The organism is Gordonia sp. B8661-1 (assembly GCF_059427765.1).
On the sequence record NZ_JCAHRL010000003.1, the window covers coordinates 415,896 to 436,693 of the forward strand.

18 protein-coding genes are annotated in these 20,798 nt (G+C 68.0%); 17 read left to right on the plus strand and 1 reads right to left on the minus strand.

The genetic code is table 11. The features are described 5' to 3' along the window. The first annotated feature begins 28 nt into the window (after positions 1–28). From AC4JJG_RS09395 to aroB, 12 genes are all read left to right on the plus strand, one after another. Entirely contained in the window at positions 29–2,707 is a 2,679-nt protein-coding gene (locus AC4JJG_RS09395) for a circularly permuted type 2 ATP-grasp protein (protein ID WP_495400739.1), read from the plus strand. A 1-nt stretch (position 2,708) separates the two neighbouring features. Beyond that, positions 2,709–3,632 carry a transglutaminase family protein gene (locus AC4JJG_RS09400; protein ID WP_495400738.1) on the plus strand — a complete coding sequence of 308 codons (924 nt, stop codon included), beginning with the start codon at positions 2,709–2,711 and terminating at the stop codon, positions 3,630–3,632. 132 nt (positions 3,633–3,764) lie between these two features. Continuing rightward, the gene (locus AC4JJG_RS09405) at positions 3,765–4,922 is read left to right on the plus strand and encodes a hypothetical protein (RefSeq protein WP_495400737.1); all 1,158 of its coding nucleotides are present in this window, start codon (positions 3,765–3,767) and stop codon (positions 4,920–4,922) included. A gap of 6 nt (positions 4,923–4,928) precedes the next feature. Next, positions 4,929–6,281, plus strand: coding sequence for a replication-associated recombination protein A (locus tag AC4JJG_RS09410; RefSeq protein WP_495400736.1), 1,353 nt, complete (start codon positions 4,929–4,931; stop codon positions 6,279–6,281). A gap of 115 nt (positions 6,282–6,396) precedes the next feature. Continuing rightward, positions 6,397–9,111, plus strand: a complete 2,715-nt coding sequence (gene alaS / locus AC4JJG_RS09415; RefSeq protein WP_495400735.1) for an alanine--tRNA ligase — start codon at positions 6,397–6,399, stop codon at positions 9,109–9,111. Continuing rightward, positions 9,108–9,554, plus strand: a complete 447-nt coding sequence (gene ruvX / locus AC4JJG_RS09420; protein ID WP_495400734.1) for a Holliday junction resolvase RuvX — start codon at positions 9,108–9,110, stop codon at positions 9,552–9,554. The genes alaS and ruvX overlap by 4 nt, the downstream gene beginning before the upstream one ends. 100 nt (positions 9,555–9,654) lie before the next feature. Continuing rightward, the gene (locus tag AC4JJG_RS09425) at positions 9,655–11,613 is read left to right on the plus strand and encodes an endolytic transglycosylase MltG (protein WP_495400733.1); all 1,959 of its coding nucleotides are present in this window, start codon (positions 9,655–9,657) and stop codon (positions 11,611–11,613) included. A 1-nt stretch (position 11,614) separates the two neighbouring features. Further along, on the plus strand, positions 11,615–12,442 hold the full coding sequence (locus AC4JJG_RS09430; RefSeq protein WP_495400732.1) for a shikimate dehydrogenase: 828 nt from the start codon (positions 11,615–11,617) through the stop codon (positions 12,440–12,442). Positions 12,443–12,540: 98 nt separating this feature from the next. Then, the gene (locus tag AC4JJG_RS09435; RefSeq protein WP_495400731.1) at positions 12,541–12,933 is read left to right on the plus strand and encodes a prepilin peptidase; all 393 of its coding nucleotides are present in this window, start codon (positions 12,541–12,543) and stop codon (positions 12,931–12,933) included. Between the two features lie 40 nt (positions 12,934–12,973). Further along, a complete protein-coding gene (aroC, locus tag AC4JJG_RS09440) occupies positions 12,974–14,182 on the plus strand; it encodes a chorismate synthase (protein ID WP_495400730.1) in 1,209 nt (402 codons plus the stop codon). Further along, a complete protein-coding gene (locus tag AC4JJG_RS09445; protein WP_495400729.1) occupies positions 14,179–14,748 on the plus strand; it encodes a shikimate kinase in 570 nt (189 codons plus the stop codon). Before aroC ends, AC4JJG_RS09445 begins: the two co-directional genes overlap by 4 nt. Continuing rightward, positions 14,745–15,851: a 3-dehydroquinate synthase gene (gene aroB / locus AC4JJG_RS09450; protein ID WP_495400728.1), complete on the plus strand. Its 1,107-nt coding sequence runs from the start codon at positions 14,745–14,747 to the stop codon at positions 15,849–15,851. Before AC4JJG_RS09445 ends, aroB begins: the two co-directional genes overlap by 4 nt. Positions 15,852–16,108: 257 nt before the next feature. Here the strand turns inward: aroB and AC4JJG_RS09455 are convergent, their stop codons facing one another. Further along, on the minus strand, positions 16,109–16,606 hold the full coding sequence (locus tag AC4JJG_RS09455; RefSeq protein WP_495400727.1) for a B-4DMT family transporter: 498 nt from the start codon (positions 16,604–16,606) through the stop codon (positions 16,109–16,111). A 108-nt stretch (positions 16,607–16,714) separates the two neighbouring features. Here AC4JJG_RS09455 and AC4JJG_RS09460 point away from each other — a divergent pair, with 108 nt between their 5' ends. From AC4JJG_RS09460 to AC4JJG_RS09480, 5 genes are all read left to right on the plus strand, one after another. Then, a complete protein-coding gene (locus tag AC4JJG_RS09460; protein ID WP_495400726.1) occupies positions 16,715–17,866 on the plus strand; it encodes a M24 family metallopeptidase in 1,152 nt (383 codons plus the stop codon). A 57-nt stretch (positions 17,867–17,923) separates the two neighbouring features. Beyond that, positions 17,924–18,487 (plus strand): elongation factor P, encoded by a 564-nt coding sequence (gene efp, locus AC4JJG_RS09465; protein WP_495400725.1) that lies wholly within the window; start codon positions 17,924–17,926, stop codon positions 18,485–18,487. Between the two features lie 21 nt (positions 18,488–18,508). Further along, on the plus strand, positions 18,509–19,006 hold the full coding sequence (gene nusB, locus AC4JJG_RS09470; protein WP_495400724.1) for a transcription antitermination factor NusB: 498 nt from the start codon (positions 18,509–18,511) through the stop codon (positions 19,004–19,006). A gap of 164 nt (positions 19,007–19,170) precedes the next feature. Further along, entirely contained in the window at positions 19,171–19,827 is a 657-nt protein-coding gene (gene pyrR / locus AC4JJG_RS09475; protein WP_495401019.1) for a bifunctional pyr operon transcriptional regulator/uracil phosphoribosyltransferase PyrR, read from the plus strand. Next, a complete protein-coding gene (locus AC4JJG_RS09480) occupies positions 19,827–20,786 on the plus strand; it encodes an aspartate carbamoyltransferase catalytic subunit (protein WP_495400723.1) in 960 nt (319 codons plus the stop codon). Before pyrR ends, AC4JJG_RS09480 begins: the two co-directional genes overlap by 1 nt. The last annotated feature ends 12 nt before the right edge of the window (positions 20,787–20,798 follow it).

Genomic DNA, 20,798 nt, shown 5'->3' on the forward strand with positions numbered 1-20,798 from the left:
TCGCGCTGATTCCACGTAGGGTGTCTCGGTGACCGTTTCGCCGGACAACGCACTACCGGGAGCCTTCGACGGCTATGGCCCGGCCGCCCCGGCGCTCTTCGCAACCGAGCCGGACGCACAGTTCGACGAGCTGGTCGACGACGACGGACGAGTCCGTCCCGCGTGGTCGGATCTGGTCGCACAGTACGGCTCCTGGGGACCCGACCGCCTCCGTTCAGCGACGACCAGGCTCGCCACCGCGGCACGCGACGAAGGCGTCATCTACAACCAGTTCGACGGCGAGCACACCGAGGCGCGCGACTGGCAGATCGATCCGGTGCCGTTGATCGTCGACGGCACCGAATGGTCCGAACTGGAGAAGGCGATCGCCCAGCGATCGCTGCTCCTGGACCTGCTGCTGCGTGACATCTATCACGATCAGAAGACGATCACCTCCGGGCTGGTGCCGCCGGAGTTCGTCTACGGCCATCCGGGATATCTGCGCAAGGCGACTCGCCTCGAAGTACCCGGCCCGCACGCGCTGTTCCTGCACGCCGTCGACCTCGGACGGGACGCGGACGGACGCCACCGGGTGGTTGCCGACCGCACCCAGGCACCCTCCGGGATCGGTTACGCCACCGTGGGCCGCCGCCTCATGTCGCGGACCTTCCCGAATCTGTTCTCCGCGTGCGCGCCACGTCCCATCACGACCTTCGCCGGAACGCTACGGTTGGCGCTGCTCGATTACGCCCCGCCCGGCGTCGACGACCCGACAGTCGTGGTGCTCAGTCCCGGCAGCATGTCCGAGACCGCGTTCGACCAGGCATATCTCGCGTCGATGCTCGGCGTTCCGCTCGTCGAGGGCTCCGACCTGACCGTGCGTGGCGGCACGGTGTACATGCGCTCGCTCGGACGCTACAAGCGCGTCGACGTCCTGCTGCGGCGTGTCGATGCCGAGTTCACCGACCCACTCGATCTGCGCACGAGTTCGCGGCTCGGTGTCGCAGGACTGGTCGAAGCGATCTCACGGGGCACGGTCACCGTCGTCAACACGCTGGGCAGCGCGGTTCTGGAGAACCCGGCGTGGCATACCGTCCTGGAGCGGCTGGCGCCCGTGCTGCTCGACGACGATCTGCTGCTGCCGTCGGTGGAGACCTGGTGGGCGGGAGATGACCTGCAGCGCACCAAGATCCGGGCCGACCTTCCGGAGTTGTCGCTCACCGATTTCCATGGCGGTGCGGAAGTGAACGCGGCATTCCTGGATGCGACCGCCCGCGACGATCTCGCCGCACGGATCGAGGCCGAGCCGTGGCGCTGGGTCGCGCGGCGCATGGAATCCTCGTCGCTCGCACCGACACTCGCGATCCGCCCCGGCCCCGGGGACACCGGCACGGCAACGCTGCGGGCCGCGCCGACGGGCTTGCGTGCGTTCAGCGTGGCCAGTGGTCCCGGTTATGCGGTCATGCCGGGTGGTCTGGGGACGGTGCTCGCTCCGTCCACCGCCGGATCGTCGCTGAATACCTTTGCGGCCAAGGATGTCTGGGTGACGAGCGCCGATGTCGGCGGTCATGTCTCGCGCAAGGCGGGCGGCCAGATCGCCGGTGCGGAGGAGATCCCGGCCGTCGAGACCGGTGCGTACTCCCACGGCGCCGTGGCCGCGACACCACGCGTGCTCAACGACCTGTTCTGGTTCGGCAGGTACGGCGAACGCACCGAACTGATCACCCGGCTCGCCGCGGTCAGCCGGGACCGCTACCAGGACGTCCAGTATCGCCCGTGGATGAGCGGGTCGGCCGCGGTGCCGATGGTGCTTCATGCCGCGGCCGAGGTGACCGGTACGAGTGGATATCTCGGCACCACGGACCTCGTCGGCACCGCTCAGGAACCGACCGACACCGATATCGGCGCCGGCCTCGCGAAGATCATCGACCTGACCGTGTCGCGGTCGGTGCCCGGCACCATCGCCCACTCGCTGGACCGACTGGTCGGCTCCGCGCGTGCGGTCCGTGACCAGTTGTCCACCAGCACCTGGATGGTCCTGACCCCGATCGAGGAAGCGGTCCAGGAATTCGGCCGCCAGGTGATCGCCTCCCGACGATCCGGGGAGCCCGCACTCGACCTGGTCTCCGAACTGGGCCGCACCCACGACGACGTGCTGCACGGTGCGCTCGCGCTGGCCGGTCTGCAGGCGGAGTCGATGGTTCAGGATCCGGGATGGCTGTTCATGGACGTCGGACGGCGGATCGAGCGCGTCGTCACGCTCGCAGATCTGACCAGGACGATGTTCGTCGAGCCGCTGGACCGGGAGGTCGAACAGGCTCTGCTCGAATCCTTCCTGGTGGCCAACGAATCGTCGATCACCTACCGACGCCGCAACCGTGGCATGTACCGATTCGGTGCCGTCGCCGACCTCCTGTACTTCGACGAATCCAATCCGCGGTCGATGATCTATCAACTCGACCGCATGCGCTCCGACCTCGACGCGGTCGACGAGGAACTGCGGTCGGCCGCCGCGGAACGGATCGTCGAGGACCTGATCGCCACCGTGCGGCGGTCGGATCCGGTGAGTCTCGCGGGTACCGGCTCCGACGGGCGTCGGCGCGATCTCGAGATCGTCACCACGACGCTGGCCGACGGTGCGCGGGAACTGTCCGACGTACTCGGCCGCACCCGGCTCGCGCCGCCGCAGCAGGCGCAACCGATCTGGGCAGGGGAGGTGACCACCTGACATGGCAACCATTCCGTCGCCCGACGCGACGTCCCGCCGCTACCGGGTCATGCACCGCACCAGCTACACGTATGCCGCGGATGTGACGTCCTCCTTCGGCCGGTGTTACCTCACCCCGCGCGATCTTCCGGGGCAGCGCGTGCTGGAATCCGATGTGCACATCGAACCGGAGCCCGACGACTGGTCCACCGGCATCGACGTCTACGGCAACACCGATTCGTACTTCCACGTGCGCACCAATCACACCAAGCTGATCGTCACCGCGACGTCGCTCGTCGACGTCGATCCGCCGGACGCCGGGGTGCGGATGTCACCGGCCGCACTCGGACCGTGGGAGGACGCGCGACCCGCAGAAGCCGGGGCGGGCGGTGCCCGCGCCGTCGAGTTCACCCTCGATCTGCAGCCGCCCGAGATCACCCGGGCGGTGCGGGACTACGCGGCCGAGGTCTTCACGCCGGGGCGTCCGCTGGTCGAGGCGATCAGCGACCTCACGACCCGGATCTACACCGACTTCACCTATCAGTCCGGCTCGACCGCCATCAGCACACGCGTCGACACCGTGATGGAGCGCCGGATGGGCGTCTGCCAGGACTTCGCGCGGGTGGCCATCGCCTGCCTCCGATCGGTCGGTCTGGCCGCCCGGTACGAGTCCGGATACCTCGCGACCGATCCGCCGCCCGGCAAGGAGCGGATCTTCGGTGCCGATGCCAGTCATGCGTGGGCGGCCGTCTGGCTGCCGGGGGACCGGTGGCTCGCCTTCGATCCGACCAACGACAAATTCGTCGACGAACGCCACGTCACGGTCGCATGGGGGCGCGACTACGACGACGTACCGCCACTGCGCGGTGTCATCTACACCGATTCCGCGTCGAGCAAGATCGACGTGTCGGTCGATGTGAGCCCGGTTGACCCGAGTGACCGATGAGGCTGGGGTGAACGTGAGCTACGTTGTGCCAGATAGCATCTGGTGTCCCGTCGATTTCTCATCCGCAATCGCGTTGCGAATGAGAAACGTTGACGACGCGCGCATCGCGGATTCGGTACGTTGGTTGGTGACATGACGGTAATCACGGAGAATCGCATAGTGGGCGTGGTACGAGCAGCCGAGTCGGTGCTGTCGATCCGTGCCGGCTCGCCGGTCACACTCGCCGACCCCGAAGACCTCGGGGGCAGTGGCCGCACCGTTGTGGTGCGTGTCCGTGTTCTCGACAATCCACTCTCGATGGACCGTTCGCTCGTCATCAAGGCGCTCCCGGACGACGAGGATCCCCACGCATTCCACCGCGAGATGGCGTCGTACAAGTACGCCACCGCATTGCCCACCGAATCCCGGCCTGGACCGCAGTTGATCGCCTCCGATCCGGAAGCGCGGTTGCTGGTGCTGTCCGACCTCGGCAACGGACGTCCGATGACCTCCCTGCTCTCCGGACTCGACCCCGTCGAGACCTCGCACGCGGTCAGCGCATGGGGGCAGGCGCTCGGACGCATGCACGCGGCGACGGTCGGCGGAGAACACGACTACCTGGCATTGCTCCGCCGTGGCTCGGCCGGGGCGGGGGACACCGATGTGCTCGGTGAGGCCGTACTTCGGTCCGTTGCCGAATCCACGGCGCTGACCGCCGGTATCGGCGTGGAGGTGCCCGAAGTCATCCGTGAGCGTCTGATCGCGGCGTGCGCCCTGTTCACCGAGGGTGAGCATCGCGCATTCAGCCCGTCGGACGTGGGCCCGGAGAACATCATCATCAACGGCGACGGCGTCCAGTTCATGGACTACGAATGGGGTGGCTTCCGGGACGCCACTCTCGACATCGCGTATGCACTCGTCACGCTGGGCGCCCAGGTCCAGACCGACAATGTGAACCTTGTCGCCCTCGAGACGGCGATGGTGGACGCGTGGCACTCCGAGGTGCGCTCGATCTGGCCGTCGCTGGGACACGCGGCCAGTGCCCGCGGCATTCTCACCGCACGTCTGCTCTGGGTCTGGTTGTCGACCATCTGGTTGCTGCCGACCGACGCCGACGATTCGGGTGCCGACCTCGCGCAGTACGGCAGCGCGGGCTACGGCCACGAATGGGCGCTGCATTCCAATGATCCGCGCGTGGTCGTGTCGCGATGGACCGAATTGTCGGCGGCGGCCGCGACCGTCGGTGAATCCGAGATCGCCGAGTTCGCCGCCGAATGCGGGAGCACCCTGTACGACCGCTGGTTGGCCTGACGGCGAATGGACGGCCTGTTCGACCCGCCCGATACCCTGGTGTCGGCCGGTCTCCCCACGACACCACCGCCGAACGCGCCGCTCGCGGTACGGATGCGCCCCGAGAATCTCGATGAGATCGTCGGTCAGCAACATCTACTCGGAACCGGGTCGCCGCTGCGGCGCCTGATCAACGGCTCCGGCGCCGCGTCGGTGCTGCTGTACGGCCCGCCGGGCACCGGGAAGACGACGATGGCCGGACTCATCTCACGGGCCACCGGCGGCCGTTTCGAAGCGCTGTCGGCGTTGTCCGCGGGCGTCAAGGAGGTGCGGGCGGTCATCGACATGGCCCGCCGCCGCCTCATCGACGGCCAGCAGACGGTGCTCTTCATCGACGAGGTGCACCGGTTCTCGAAGACCCAGCAGGACGCGCTGCTCGACGCGGTGGAGAACCGGATCGTGCTGCTCGTGGCCGCGACCACGGAGAACCCGTCGTTCTCGGTCGTCGCGCCGCTGCTGTCACGCTCGCTGGTGCTCCAGCTCCGCTCGCTGTCCGACGACGATGTCCGTGAGGTCCTGACCCGGGCCATCACCGACGAACGGGGTCTCGGGGGACGTGTCGAGGTCACCGACGAGGCACTCGATCACCTCGTCGCGGTGGCCGGCGGCGATGCGCGGCGCGCGCTCACCGCGCTCGAGGCGAGCGCCGATGCCGCGGACAAAACGGTTCTCGAGGTCGACGACGTGGCGGCGGCCATTGATCGCGCCGCCGTCCGCTACGACCGCGACGGCGACCAGCACTACGACGTCACCAGTGCGTTCATCAAGTCGATCCGCGGCTCCGACGTCGATGCGGCGCTCCACTATCTGGCACGGATGATCGCCGCCGGGGAGGACCCCCGGTTCATCGCACGGCGCCTGATGATCCACGCCAGCGAGGACATCGGGATGGCCGACCCGATGGCGCTGCAAACCGCGGTGGCCGCCGCCCAGGTCGTCGCACTCGTCGGGATGCCGGAGGCGAAACTGGCTCTCGCGCAGGCGACGATCCACCTGGCGACCGCGCCCAAGTCCGGGGGCGTCGTCTCGGCGATCGGGGCCGCACTCTCCGATGTCAACGCCGGGAAGTCGGGAGCGGTGCCCGCACATCTGCGCGATGGCCACTACAAGGGCGCCAAGGATCTGGGCAACGCGATCGGGTATCGCTATCCGCACAACGATCCGGACGGGGTGCTGGCTCAGCAATACCCGCCCGACGATCTGGTGGGCGTCGACTACTACGAGCCGACCGACCACGGCTTCGAGCGGGACATCTCCGCGCGTCTGGGGCGTCTGCGCTCGATCATCCGGGGCACGGTGAAGCGGCCGCGGCGTTCCTGAGCTCTCTCGGCGCTCTCGATTCAAAATCCGGATGCACACGACGGTAGGCTGATGAGTTGCGAGACGGTCCCGCTCGCGACGGCCACCCCCATCAGCAAGGACGGACGACAGCCAAGTGCAGACGCATGACATCCGGCAGCGGTTCCTGGATCACTTCATCAAGGCCGGGCACACGGAGGTACCGAGCGCCTCGTTGATCCTCGACGATCCGAATCTGCTCTTCGTCAACGCGGGCATGGTGCCGTTCAAGCCGTACTTCCTGGGGGAGCAGACGCCGCCCTTCGATCGTGCGACGAGCGTGCAGAAATGTGTTCGCACCCTCGACATCGACGAGGTGGGCATCACCACCCGGCACAACACGTTCTTCCAGATGGCGGGCAACTTCTCGTTCGGCGATTACTTCAAGCGTGAGGCCATCGAATTCGCCTGGTCGCTGCTGACGAACAGCGTCGAGGACGGCGGATACGGGATCGACCCCGAAAAGCTGTGGCCCACCGTGTATCTCGATGACGACGAGGCCGAGACCATCTGGCGTGACGTCATCGGAGTGCCCGCGGAGCGCATCCAGCGCCGCGGGATGAAGGACAACTATTGGTCGATGGGCGTGCCCGGCCCGTGCGGTCCGTGCTCGGAGATCTTCTACGACCGCGGGCCCGACTACGGGGTCGAGGGCGGCCCCGAGGTGGACGAGGACCGGTACATCGAGATCTGGAATCTCGTGTTCATGCAGAACATCCGTGGTCCCGGCGGCGGCAAGGAGGGCTACGAGATCCTCGGCCCGCTGCCGAAGAAGAACATCGACACCGGCATGGGCATCGAGCGTGTCGCCTGCCTGCTGCAGGGCGTCGACAACGTCTACGAGACCGACCTGCTGAAGCCGGTGATCGACCTCGCCGCCGAATTGACGGGCCGCACCTATGGAGCGGGCAATCACGAGGACGATGTCCGCTTCCGGGTCATCGCCGATCACTCCCGGACCGCCGCCATGCTCATCGGCGACGGTGTGCTGCCCGGCAACGACGGACGGGGCTATGTGCTCCGTCGCCTGCTGCGGCGGGTGGTCCGCTCGGTACGTCTTCTCAGTGCGGCCACCGAGGCCGCGGGCACCACACCCGCGGCCGCCGGGCGTCCGGTGATGGCCGACCTGACCAATCTCGTCATCGACCTGATGTCGCCGTCCTACCCGGAGCTGGCCGGAAGCCGCACCCACATCGTCGACGTGGCGTCGGCGGAAGAGGCATCGTTCGCGAAGACCCTCGCCGCCGGATCGAAGTTGTTCGCCGACGCCGCATCGGCCACGAAGGCCGCGAAGCGTTCCGAGATCAGCGGTGACGACGCCTTCACCCTGCACGACACCTACGGTTTCCCGATCGACCTGACACTGGAGATGGCCGCCGAGGCCGGCCTGTCGGTCGATCAGGCGGGCTTCACCGAACTGATGGCCGAGCAGAAACAGCGGGCCAAGGCCGATGCCACGGCACGCAAGACCGGGCACGCCGACATGTCGGTGTACCGGGAATTCCTGGACCGCGGTCCCACGGACTTCACCGGTTTCGACGAACTGGTGTCCGAGGCCCGCGTGCTCGGGCTGGTCGCCGACGGCGCGCGCGTCCGCAGTGCCACCCCCGGCGAGGAATTGATCGTCATCCTCGACCGCACCCCGCTGTACGCCGAGTCCGGTGGACAGATGGCCGACATCGGCACCATCACGACCAGTACCGGTGCCCGTCTGCGGGTCACCGACGTGCAGAAGGCCGGTAAATCGGTGTGGCTGCACAAGGTGGTCGTCGAGGAAGGCGAGATCGCCGAGGGCGACGAGGTCATCGCATCCGTCGACCAGGGCTGGCGACATGGTGCGACACAAGGACATTCGGGTACCCACATGGTGCATGCCGCGCTGCGTGAGGTGCTCGGGCCCGGCGCGACACAGGCCGGTTCGCTGAACCGTCCCGGCTATCTGCGATTCGACTTCCAATCCGGAAAGGCGTTGTCGGAGAGTCAGCGCCGCGAGATCGAGGAGATCTCCAACTCGGCGGTCGAGGCGAACTATCCGGTGCACACCTTCGAGACCGGACTCACCGAGGCCAAGGCCATGGGCGCGATGGCGCTCTTCGGCGAGAACTACGGCGACGTCGTGCGCGTCGTGGAGATCGGCGGACCGTTCTCCATGGAGTTGTGCGGCGGCACCCACGTGGCGTCGTCGTCGCAGATCGGACCGATCACGGTGATCGGCGAGTCGTCGGTCGGTTCGGGCGTGCGTCGCGTCGAGGCGTACGTCGGCATGGATTCGTTCCGCTACCTGTCCAAGGAACGTGCACTGATGGCCGGACTCGCGTCCTCGCTCAAGGTGCCGAGCGACGAGGTGCCCGGCCGGGTGGAGCAACTCGTCACCCGGCTCCGCGATGCCGAGAAGCAGGTCGATCGCCTGCGCGAGGAGGCCGCCCGTTCAGCCGCGTCGGGACTCATCGATGACGCGACCACCGCGGGCTCGACACTGATCGTCGGCGGACGACTGCCCGACGGCCTCGACGCGAACGGGTTGCGGGGCATCGCCACCGACCTGCGCGGCAAGGTCGCCGACCGCTCCGCGGTGATCGCGCTGTTCTCGGCGATCCCGGACGGGGATTCCACCAAGGTGCCGTTCGTCATCGCCACCACCGAGGCCGCACGTGACCTCGGCATCAAGGCCGGTGACGTCGTCAAGGAGGTGTCCGGCCTCGTCGGCGGCCGCGGAGGCGGTAAACCGGACCTCGCGCAGGGGTCGGGAACCGACGCGGACGGCATCACCGCCGCGATGAACCGTGTCCGCGACCTCGCCGGGGACAAGTGAGTTCGTCCGCGGACTCCGTGGCGCGTGGTCGTCGCCTCGGCATCGATGTCGGCAGTGTGCGGATCGGGGTCGCGGTCTGCGATCCCGACGGCATCCTCGCGACACCGGTCGAGACCGTGACACGCACGCCGTCCGGTGACGGAGACATCAAGCGCATCGCCGAGATCGCGGCCGAATACGAGGTGGTCGGTGTGGTCGTCGGACTGCCGCGCACGCTGCGGAACACCGACGGTGCGGCAGCCGGGCTGGCCAGGGATTTCGGAACGAGTCTCGCGGCCGCGATCGACCCGGTGGCGGTCGAGTATCAGGACGAGCGGTTCACCACGGTCACCGCGACCCAGGCGCTGCGGGCCAGTGGCCGGAATGCCAAATCGTCGCGCGCCGTCGTTGATCAAGCGGCCGCGGTCGCTATTCTTCAGGGGTGGCTGGATACCCGACGATGACGCATGTTTCATTCCGGCCGGATCGCACAGTGATATTCATGATCTCGAAGCGTCGCTGCACCGTGTCTCACGGTCGCGGAGACCTGGGAGGAATCGTCCGGTGACCGACGAACCCCACCGGCCTCGACGGCGCGACCATTCGGTTCCGCCCGGAGACCCGAACGAGATCGAGCGGATGCGGTACTTCACGCAGCCGTCCGCCGATCGGCCGACGACCCGACATCGGCGACGCCGTGTCGGCGACGAACACGACGGCCCCTCGATCACCCGGTCACAGCCGGCGGAAGGGGAGCGCGCGGCACCGCGCCGTATTCCTCCGCGGGAGGCGGGACCGGAGTCCGGCGGTTTCCGTACGGCGCCCCCGCCGCCCGCCGATCGGTCGCGCTCCGGGGAGTACCGCGACCCGGGCCACAACATCAGCCCGCACCGCACCGAAGGCCAGTCCGGCCCCTCGGACGCCCGGGTGATGCGGTCCGCGCCGCCTCCGACTGCGCGTACACCGATGCCTCCGCCGACCCGCCGCGAGGCGTACCCCCGCGCCGGGGAACCCGACGCGCCGGAAGTCGACGTCGACCTGGACATGGCGGGACTGGATCCGTCGCCCGGCACACGTCCCACTCGTTCGGCACCTCCCACACAATCGAGGCCCGCGGCACAACCGCCGGCGGGCCGGGTGCCGCGAAGCGTCCCGCCCCGCAGGGAATCACCGGACACCGGCGGCTTCGCGACGGCCTCCCATCTGTTCGACGACGAGCGCGTCGACAGCGGCGCATTGGCCCTCGACGACACCGACGACACCCGAACCGGTGCCGGGCGCGGGACACGGAGTCGGGGCAAGGACACCCGCGACAAACGCCGGAGCCGTGGATCGTCGCGCCCGGCCAAGGCCGCCGGTGGCGGCGACGCCCGGGACCGGCGGCGGAAACGCAGGCGCGTGGTGCTCGCCCTGGTTCTGACCTGCCTCCTGGTGGCGGTCGGCGGCGTCGCATTCGTCGGACTGCGCGCCTTCGGCATGCTCGACGACCGAACCGACTACTCGAATGCGGCCGGTGTCTCCGACGTCATCGTCGACATCCCGGAGAACTCGACGCTCCAGGACTTCGGCCGGATCCTGCACGACAAGAACGTGGTCGGCAGCGTCCGTGCCTTCCTGGACGCGGCCGACGGGCAGGCGATCTCCGGCGGCTATTACAAACTGCGCACCGAGATCCCCGCCAGTACCGCGGTCTCCATGATGACCAGCGGCAACGAACATCGCGTTGGCCGGATGGTGGTGCCCGAAGGTCTGCAGCTCGACAGCAAGACCGGCGTCGACAAGAAGGTGACCACCGGAATCTTCCAGATGATCGAGAACGCCACGGCGATCACGCTCAACGGCAAACGCATCGGCGTCACCACCGCCGAGCTGGAGTCGGCGGCGGCGCAGGACGGACCCGACGTGCTGGGCGTACCCGAGTGGGCGCGGCCGACGGTCGAGAAGCTGACCGGAGATCACCGGCGCATCGAGGGCCTCATCGCGCCGGGCACCTGGGAAACCATCAACCCCGAGCAGTCGGCGTCGCAGATTTTGCATGACCTGATCGTCGCGAGCGTGTCCCGTTTCGAACAGTGGGGCCTGCTGACACCGCGCGAGTCGGATCTCTCGGCCTACGACACCCTGGTCGCCGCATCGGTGGTCGAGCGTGAGGTCACCGACCCCGAGGACTTCCCCAAGGTCGCCCGGGTCATCCTGAACCGGCTCGACAAGGACCAGCGACTGGAGATGGACTCGACCGCCAACTACACCGCGCGCGTCACGAACATCGACGTCTACGGCGACGCCTACAAGGCCGAGAGCATCTGGAACACCTATCAGTCCAAGGGGCTGCCCGCCACACCGATCGGTGCCGTCGGGGAGCGCGCCCTCACCGCCACCGAACATCCGGCGACCGGTAACTGGCTGTACTTCGTCACCATCGACAAGACCGGCAAGACGCTGTTCGCCGACACCTTCGAGCAGCACAAGAAGAACCGTGAAAAGGCTTGTGACAACAAGTTCCTGACCACCGGATGCAGCTGAGGTGACGACCGCACGCCGTGCCGCGGTGCTCGGTTCGCCCATCGATCACTCCCGGTCACCCGATCTGCACCTCGCGGCGTATCGCGCCCTGGGGCTCGATGACTGGACCTATGAGCGCATCGAGTGCACCGCCGAACAACTGCCCGGGGTCGTCGACGGTCTCGGACCGGAGTTCATCGGATTGTCGGTGACGATGCCCGCCAAGCTCGCCGCCCTGGCGTACGCCGACGAACGGACTCCACGCGCCGAGTTGGTCGGCTCGGCGAACACCCTGGTGCGGACCGGCCAAGGGTGGCGCGCCGACTGCACCGACATCGACGGTATGACGGGCGCCCTCGGCGAGGTCGGTGCCGACGCCGCGGCACGTCCCTCGGCGATCATCGTGGGCGCAGGCGGCACCGCTCTGCCCACGGTCGCCGCGCTCGTAGCGGCCGGCTTCACCGATCTCACCGTGGTCGCCCGGGATGCCGAACGTGCCGCCCCGGTGCTGGACCTCGCCCGTGGCCAGGGCATGCGGACCGACTGGCTGGCCTTCGAGCCCGGCGCCGAGCTGGCCGACCGCTGCCGCGCGAGCGGCGTGGTGGTGTCCACCGTGCCCGCCCCGGCAGCCGCGGGACTGACGGAGGCGTTGGCACATGCGCCGCGGGTCGTCGATGTCATCTACCACCCCTGGCCGACTCCGCTGGCGGCCGCTGTGACGGCTGCCGGAGGTGAGGTCGTCGGTGGCCTCGTCATGCTGCTGCATCAGGCATTCAGTCAGGTCGAGCAATTCACCGGTCGCCCGGCCCCGCGCGCCGCCATGGCCGCGGCGCTCGACGCGACTCTCTGACCGACCGGTTGTCCACAGACGCCCGGTGATCCACAGAACGTGGGCACGACGGCCACCGGGACCGGGTTCCTGGCGAGCCGCCTCGCGAAGATCGGGGCATGAGCAGTTGTCTCGTCGCGGTGTGGCTGGCCGTCGTGGCCGTCGGGGATCACCGCACCGGCCGGATCCCGAACGCACTCGTCTGGCCCGGCATCGTCGCCGTGCTGTGCTCCTCGGTCGGTCACCCGGTGATCGGTGTCTCGGCCCTCGCCACGATGCTGCCGTACCTGGTCGGCGCGCTGAGCCGGACAAGTGGTGGCGGCGACGTGAAACTCGCCCTCGTCATCGGCGGACTGGTGGCAGACCCGGTCCTTGGTGCCATGACGATCCTCACTGCTGCGATCATCCACCTGGTCGCCACCCGCCGGCCGGCACCGGGTAGCTCGCGACGGGCCCGTCCACACGCTCCGGCCCTGGTGACGGCCGCGGTCATCGCGCTCGGCCCGGGCTGAGCGCGCGACACGACACCGGCAGCGACGTTCCCGCGTGGTCATGGAACAATTGAGCACTGTGTTGCGCTGGATAACTGCCGGAGAATCCCACGGACCGGCCCTGGTCGCCATCGTCGAGGGGATGGTCGCCGGAGTGGACGTCACCTCGTCGGACATCGCCGAGCAATTGGCACGTCGCCGGCTCGGCTACGGCCGTGGTGCCCGGATGAAGTTCGAGGCCGACCAGGTCACGGTCGTCGGCGGGCTCCGTCACGGCACCACCATGGGTGGACCCGTCGCCATCGAGATCGGCAACACGGAGTGGCCCAAGTGGGAGACCGTGATGTCGGCGGATCCGGTCGACGACGCCGAACTTGAGGGCAGTGCGCGTAACGCGCCGCTCACGCGCCCGCGGCCCGGTCACGCCGACTACTCCGGCATGCTCAAATACGGCTTCGACGACGCGCGTCCGATCCTGGAACGGGCGAGCGCACGGGAGACCGCTGCGCGCGTCGCCGCCGGCACCGTCGCGCGCAACTTCCTGCGCCAGGTCTTCGGCATCGAGATCCTGTCGCACGTCATCTCCATCGGGGCAAGCGACCCCTACGACGGTCCGGCCCCGCGCTACGACGACCTCGAGGCGATCGACGCCAGTCCGGTACGCGCGTTCGACTCGGCCGCCGAAGAACAGATGATCACCGAGATCGAGGCCGCCAAGAAGGACGGCGACACCCTCGGTGGCGTCGTGGAGGTCGTGGCGACCGGCGTTCCGGTCGGACTCGGATCGCACGTCAGCGGTGAGACCCGGCTCGACGCCCGTCTCGCGGCGGCTCTCATGGGCATTCAGGCGATCAAGGGTGTCGAGGTCGGCGACGGTTTCACCACCGCTCGCCGCCGCGGCAGCCAAGCGCATGACGAGATGGTCCCGGGACCCGACGGCGTGCTGCGGTCCACCAACCGCGCGGGTGGCCTTGAAGGCGGCATGACCAACGGCGAAGACCTGCGTGTACGCGCCGCCATGAAGCCGATCTCCACCGTGCCGCGTGCCCTCGCGACGGTCGACATGACTACCGGTGAACCGGCCAGCGCCATCCACCAGCGCTCCGACGTCTGCGCCGTCCCGGCAGCCGGGGTCGTCGCCGAGTCGATGGTGGCTCTCGTCCTCGCGCAGGCGGCGCTGGAGAAGTTCGGTGGCGACTCGGCGGCGGAGACCGCGTCGAATCTCGACGCCTACCGCAAGCGCATCGAAGCACGGCCTCCGCACTCATGAGTTCTGCGGTGCCCGAACGGTCCCCGGCAGCGATCCTGATCGGCTTCATGGGGGCAGGCAAGTCGACGGTCGGCCGGATTCTGGCCGACCGCCTCGGTGTCGACTTCATCGACACCGACGAGGAGATCGTGCGGCGAACCGGGCGTGAGATCCCGGAGATCTTCGACACCGACGGCGCGCAGCGGTTCCGGGAGCTGGAACGCGACATCGTGCTCGAGGTCGTCGCCGCACACCGCGGGGTCGTCGCCCTCGGCGGGGGAGCGGTCACCACGCCCGCCGTCGCCGACGTACTGGCCGGGCATCGTGTCGTTTATCTGCGTATCGGCGCCGACGAGGGCTTCGCTCGCGTCGACGGCACCGACCGCCCGCTCATCGCCACCGACGACCCGGCGGCGCGTTACCGTGAACTCCTGGCCGAACGTGACGACATCTATTCGCGCACCGGAAGTTTCGTCGTCGATGCGGGTGCGGGTGAGCCCGATGACGTCGCAGATCAGATCGTCACGGAACTCGCGCTGAAACTGGCGGGCGATCGTTCCGAACCCGAAACGGAGGCATCCCGATGACCGAACCCGTCGCGATCACGGTGAACGCCGGCTCGCCCTACGACGTGCTGATCGGGCGCGGACTGCTCGATGACGTGGCCACCGCGGCGGAGGGTGCCGACCGTGTCGCCATCCTGTATCAGCCCCCGCTGAAGCAGACGGCCGAGCAGATCCGGGAGTACCTGGCGGACAAGGGGTTCGACGCGCATCGGGTGGAGATCCCCGACGCCGAGGCGGGCAAGGACCTGTCGGTTGCCGCGTTCTGCTGGGACGTCTTCGGCCGGATCGGGCTCAAGCGCAACGACAAGGTGATCAGCCTCGGCGGCGGGGCGGCCACCGACCTCGCCGGCTTCGTCGCGGCCACCTGGATGCGCGGCATCGGCGTGATCCACATCCCGACGACGCTGCTCGCCATGGTCGACGCCGCCGTGGGCGGGAAGACCGGCATCAACACCGACGCAGGCAAGAATCTCGTCGGTTCATTCCACGAACCCGATGCCGTGCTGATCGACACCGCGACACTGGAAACGGTGCCGCGCAACGAGATCATCGCCGGTCTGGCCGAGATCATCAAAACCGGATTCATCGCGGACCCGGTGATCCTCGACATCATCGAAGCCGACCCCGAGGCCGCGCTCGACCCGACCGGAACCGTACTGCCGGAACTGATCCGGCGTTCGGTGCAGGTCAAGGCGGACGTGGTGTCCGCCGACCTGAAGGAGTCCTCCCTGCGGGAGATCCTCAATTACGGACACACCCTGGGACACGCCATCGAACGCCGTGAGCGGTACAAGTGGCGCCACGGGGCCGCCGTCTCCGTCGGGCTGGTCTTCGCGGCCGAGCTCGCGCGTCTCGCGGGGCGGCTCGACGACGAGACCGCGGACCGGCACAAGAGGATCCTCGATCTGGTGGGGCTGCCGACGACATACGACGCCGACGCGTTGCCCGAACTTCTCACCACGATGGCGGGGGACAAGAAGAACCGCTCGGGCGTCACGCGTTTCGTGGTTCTCGACGGTCTGGGCAAACCTGGGCGACTCGAGGGACCGGACCCCTCGCTGGTTGCCGCGGCCTACTCGGCGGTGGCCGCCGACGCACAGCCCGGAGGCGGCGTCCTGCTCTGACGGGGCGGCGGTTCGAGTCGGGTCTCGATACGCGTCGGGCTCGCTGCCGCTCGCTCGTCGCTACTCGACCATCGGTGGAATGTGTCATTCAGTGATCGAGACCATCGATGGGGTGTGTCATTCGGTGATCGAGACCATCGGTGGGGTGTGTCATTCGGTGATCGAGACCATCGGTGGGGTGTGTCATTCGGTGATCGAGTAGCCCGCGAGCGGAGCGAGCGGGCGTATCGAGATCCGGTCGGCGGCCCGGCTCGTGATCAGGCGGTCGGAACCGGGCGGGTGTCCTCGGATCGCGTCTCGGTCCAGTCATCCGATGAGCGATCCGACTTCCGCTGGTCCCGACGGACCAGGAAGCGACCCACGGCCGCACCGACGAACGCCGGGCCGAAGATCACCAGCGCGGTGAAGGAGCCGCCGGCGAACAGTTCGATGAAGAATCCCGCCTCGCCGATTCCGGCGAAGAAGAACCGGCCGAGAATCCAGCAGACGATCGCCGAGATGACGCCTGCGAGCAGGCCGGCCTTGAGCCAGCGGACGGTCAGGTCCTCGTAATCGTCGGGATCGGGATTCGCGCGGGCGTCGCGGACCCCGTCGATGCCGCCCCAGATGATCGCGATCAGTACGACCGCGGCGACGGCCAGGGTCTTCCAGACAGTGGAGTGCAGAGGTGCCTGCACGATCGCGACACCGAGTAGAACGCGCGCCAGGATGTGGACAACGGACATCGCGAGACCGCGCAGCAACCACGAAGACATGCGGACAGGGTACTGAAAGTGAAACGTGTTCGGAACCACATCCCCCGGTTGCGGTCGTCAGGTCCGGCGTGGCCGCACTCGGCCGTGGACAGACGGTAGCGTTGAAATATGGCTTCCACCCCGATGACCAGCAACTACCGGGCGCGCCGTGACCGGCTGCGCGCGCTGTTACGCGCCGACGACGGTCCCCTGGCCCGACTCCGGCCGGAGTCCGAGGTCGACGGCTTCGTCGTCAGCGATCTGGTGAACGTCCGCTACCTCACCGGGTTCACCGGGTCCAACGCGGCCGTTCTGATCAGTGCCGTCGACGCCGACGGTGACCGCATCAGCACCGATGGCCGTTATCTCACGCAGGTGGCGGAGCAGGCCGGTGATCTCGAGGCGGTGATCGAGCGCAACTGCTCGACGGCTCTGGTCCGGCACGCCCGCGATGGGGGTGCGCACGCCGTCGGATTCGAGGCCGACGCCGTCACGGTGGCCGCACACCGTGCGCTCGTCGCCGTCCTCGCCGACGAACTGCCCGCTGTCGGCCTGGTGGGGGCGTCCGGGGTGGTGCAGACGCTGCGCGAGGTCAAGGACGACAGCGAGATCGCGTCGCTCCGGAAGGCCGCGGCGGTCGCGGACGCCGCCCTCGCCGACATCATCGAACGCGGACTCATCCGGCCCGGCGTCACCGAACGGTCCGTCGCGCGAGCGCTCGAATGGGAGATGTACGCGCGTGGCGCCGACGCCATCGCCTTCGAGACCATTGTCGCCGCCGGACCGAATTCGGCAGTGCCACACCATCGTCCGACCGAGGCCGTCCTCGCCGACGGGGATTTCGTGAAGATCGATTTCGGGGCGGTCGTCGACGGTTACCACTCCGACATGACCCGCACCTACGTGCTCGGCCACGCCGCGTACTGGCAGCGGGAGATCTACGACCTCGTCGCGACCGCCCAGGCCGCCGGTCGTGCGGCGCTCGAGCCCGGTGCCGAACTGCGTGCCGTCGACTCGGCGGCGCGCACGGTGATCGCCGATGCCGGGTACGGCGAGCGCTACGTGCACGGACTCGGGCACGGCGTCGGACTGCAGATCCATGAAGCGCCCGGAATCGGTGCCACGGCAACGGGTACACTGCCTTGCGGCGCAGCGGTGACCGTGGAACCCGGCGTCTACCTCCCCGGTCGAGGTGGCGTCAGGATCGAGGACACTCTCGTCGTCACGAACGACGCTCCGGAGCTGTTGACCGCCACCGACAAGGCATTCACCGTCCTGTAGACGGATGTTTCCGCCCCAGACGACCCAGCCGACGACCAAGAGGGAAGAGTAACGACGATGGCGACCACCGCCGATTTCAAGAATGGCCTCGTGCTGCGCATGGACGACCAGCTCTGGCAGATCATGGAGTTCCAGCACGTCAAGCCGGGCAAGGGCCCCGCGTTCGTGCGCACCAAGATCAAGAACGTGCTGAGCGGAAAGACCGTCGACAAGACGTTCAACGCGGGCGTGAAGGTGGAGACCGCGACCGTCGACCGTCGTGACATGACCTTCCTGTACAACGACGGCACCGATTACGTGTTCATGGACTCGCAGGATTACGAGCAGTACCCGCTCGCTCCGGCGACCGTCGGTGAAGGTGCCCGTTTCCTGCTGGAGAACATGACCGTGCAGGTGTCGCTGAACGACGGCAACCCGCTGTTCGTCGAACTCCCGGTGAGCGTGGAGCTCGTCGTCACCCACACCGATCCGGGCCTGCAGGGCGACCGCTCTACCGGCGGTACCAAGCCGGCCACCGTGGAGACCGGTACCGAGATCCAGGTTCCGCTCTTCATCAATACCGGGGACAAACTGAAGATCGACACCCGTGACGGCAGCTACCTCAGCCGCGTCAACAGCTGATCGCGCGAGACCAGAACCAGCGTGAAGCAACCCGGAACCCGGCACAAAGCCCGCCGCCGCGCCGTCGATCTGCTGTTCGAGGCGGAGGCCAAGGGCGTTAGCCCCGAACAACTGGTCAACGAGCGCCGCGAGTTGGTGCGTGACGACGAGAGTGTCGGCACGATCCACGATTACACGGCGCGCGCGATCGACGGTCTGGCGGCGGACGCCGGGCAGGTCGACGCCGTCGTGTCCTCCCATCTGCGGGGGTGGACGTTGGAGCGCCTGCCCGCGGTTGATCGTGCGATCTTGCGGCTCGCCACCTGGGAGCTGTTCAATGCCGTCGACGTCGATCCGGTCGTGATCGTCGACGAGGCCGTCGAACTCGCCAAGGAACTGTCGACCGACGATTCGCCCGCCTTCGTCAACGGTGTCCTGGCGCGGATCGCCGAGCTGGCCCCGCAGGTGCGTGCAGCGGCGGCGGCTACCGCACCGCGAGACGAGAGCGGTTCGGCGACAACAGATTCCGCGGAGAACTGAGCCGTAGCCACGGGATCGTCGGTGGTACGTGACCCGGATCTCGCCTGATCGGCTCGGTTTGCCGATACGCGCGGTGTAAAGTACTTCGACGACAGACATCCTTTAACGATCCGTCCTGCGAGGCGGAGAAGGAGGTCGGCGTGGCCATGGCCACCGACAGCGGTATGCCCTCCGGCGGTGACGCATCTTCCGACGATGCCCAGCCCCGTACCCGGGTTCTCCTCGACGCTTCCGACGTCTCGCGTACCGTCGCCCGCATCGCGCACCAGATCATCGAGAAGACCGCGCTGGACTCGCCGGCCGGTCCCCATGTGGTGATCATCGGAATACCCACCCGCGGAACATCTCTCGCCAGCAGGCTGGCCGAGCGGATCAACGAGTTCGCAGGCACCGAGGTGCCGGTCGGCTTCCTCGACATCACCCTGTACCGCGACGACCTGCGCGACAAACCACATCGGGCCCTCGAACGCACCATGGTGCCGGCGGGTGGCGTCGACAACGCGGTGGTCATTCTCGTCGACGACGTCCTGTTCTCCGGTCGCACAGTCCGCGCCGCACTGGACGCGCTGCGCGATCTCGGCAGGCCCGCCGCGGTCCAGTTGGCCGTGCTGGTGGATCGCGGGCACCGGGAGCTGCCGTTGCGCGCCGATTACGTCGGCAAGAACATCCCCACCTCACGGGACGAGAGCGTCTCGGTGCACCTGGTCGAACACGACGGCGTCGACGAGGTCATCCTGACTCCGGCCCCGCTCGGCGGCCCCGCGACCACATCGCCTCCCGGCGAGACATCCCACGACGAGACGAAGGGCGGCCGATCCTGATGCGGCATCTGTTGTCCACTCAGGATCTATCCGCAGACGAGATCACCTCACTCCTCGACGAGGCCGAACGCTTCGAGCAGGCCCTGACGGGTCGGGAGGTCCGAAAGCTGCCGACGCTCCGGGGCCGCACGGTGATGACGGTCTTCTACGAGAACTCCACCCGCACCCGCGTGTCCTTCGAGGTCGCGGGCAAATGGATGAGCGCCGACGTGATCAACGTCAGCGCGTCCAGCAGCTCGGTCGGCAAGGGAGAATCGTTGCGGGACACCGCGAAGACCCTCCGGGCAGCCGGTGCCGATGCATTGATCGTGCGTCACCCGGCCTCCGGTGCGGCGCACCAGATCGCGGAGTGGACCTCGGAGATCGGCGCCGACGGCGAGATCGACGGCCCCGCGATCATCAATGCCGGTGACGGCACCCACGAACATCCCACGCAAGCATTGCTCGACGCGCTCACGTTGCGGCAGCGGCTGGGGAATCTCGACGGACGCCGCATCGCCCTCGTCGGCGACATCCTGCACTCGCGGGTCGCGCGCTCCAACGTCCACCTGCTCTCCACGCTGGGCGCCGAGGTGGTGCTCGTCGCGCCGCCGACATTGCTGCCGGTCGGAGTCGAGCAGTGGCCGGTGCAGGTCTCCGACGACCTCGATGCCGAACTGTCCGCCGTCGACGCGGTGATGATGCTGCGTGTCCAGGCCGAGCGGATGAACGGCGGATTCTTCCCGAGCGCCCGCGAGTACTCCGTGCGATACGGGCTCAACGACCGGCGCATGGCGCTGCTGTCCGACGATGCGGTCGTCCTGCACCCCGGACCGATGTTGCGCGGCATGGAGATCGGCTACTCGGTCGCCGACGCACCCCGGGCGACCGTACTCGATCAGGTCCGCAACGGCGTCCATGTCCGCATGGCGGTGCTGTTCCGCCTGCTCGTCGGTACCGACAGCACAGCAACCCAGTAAGCAGAGATGAGG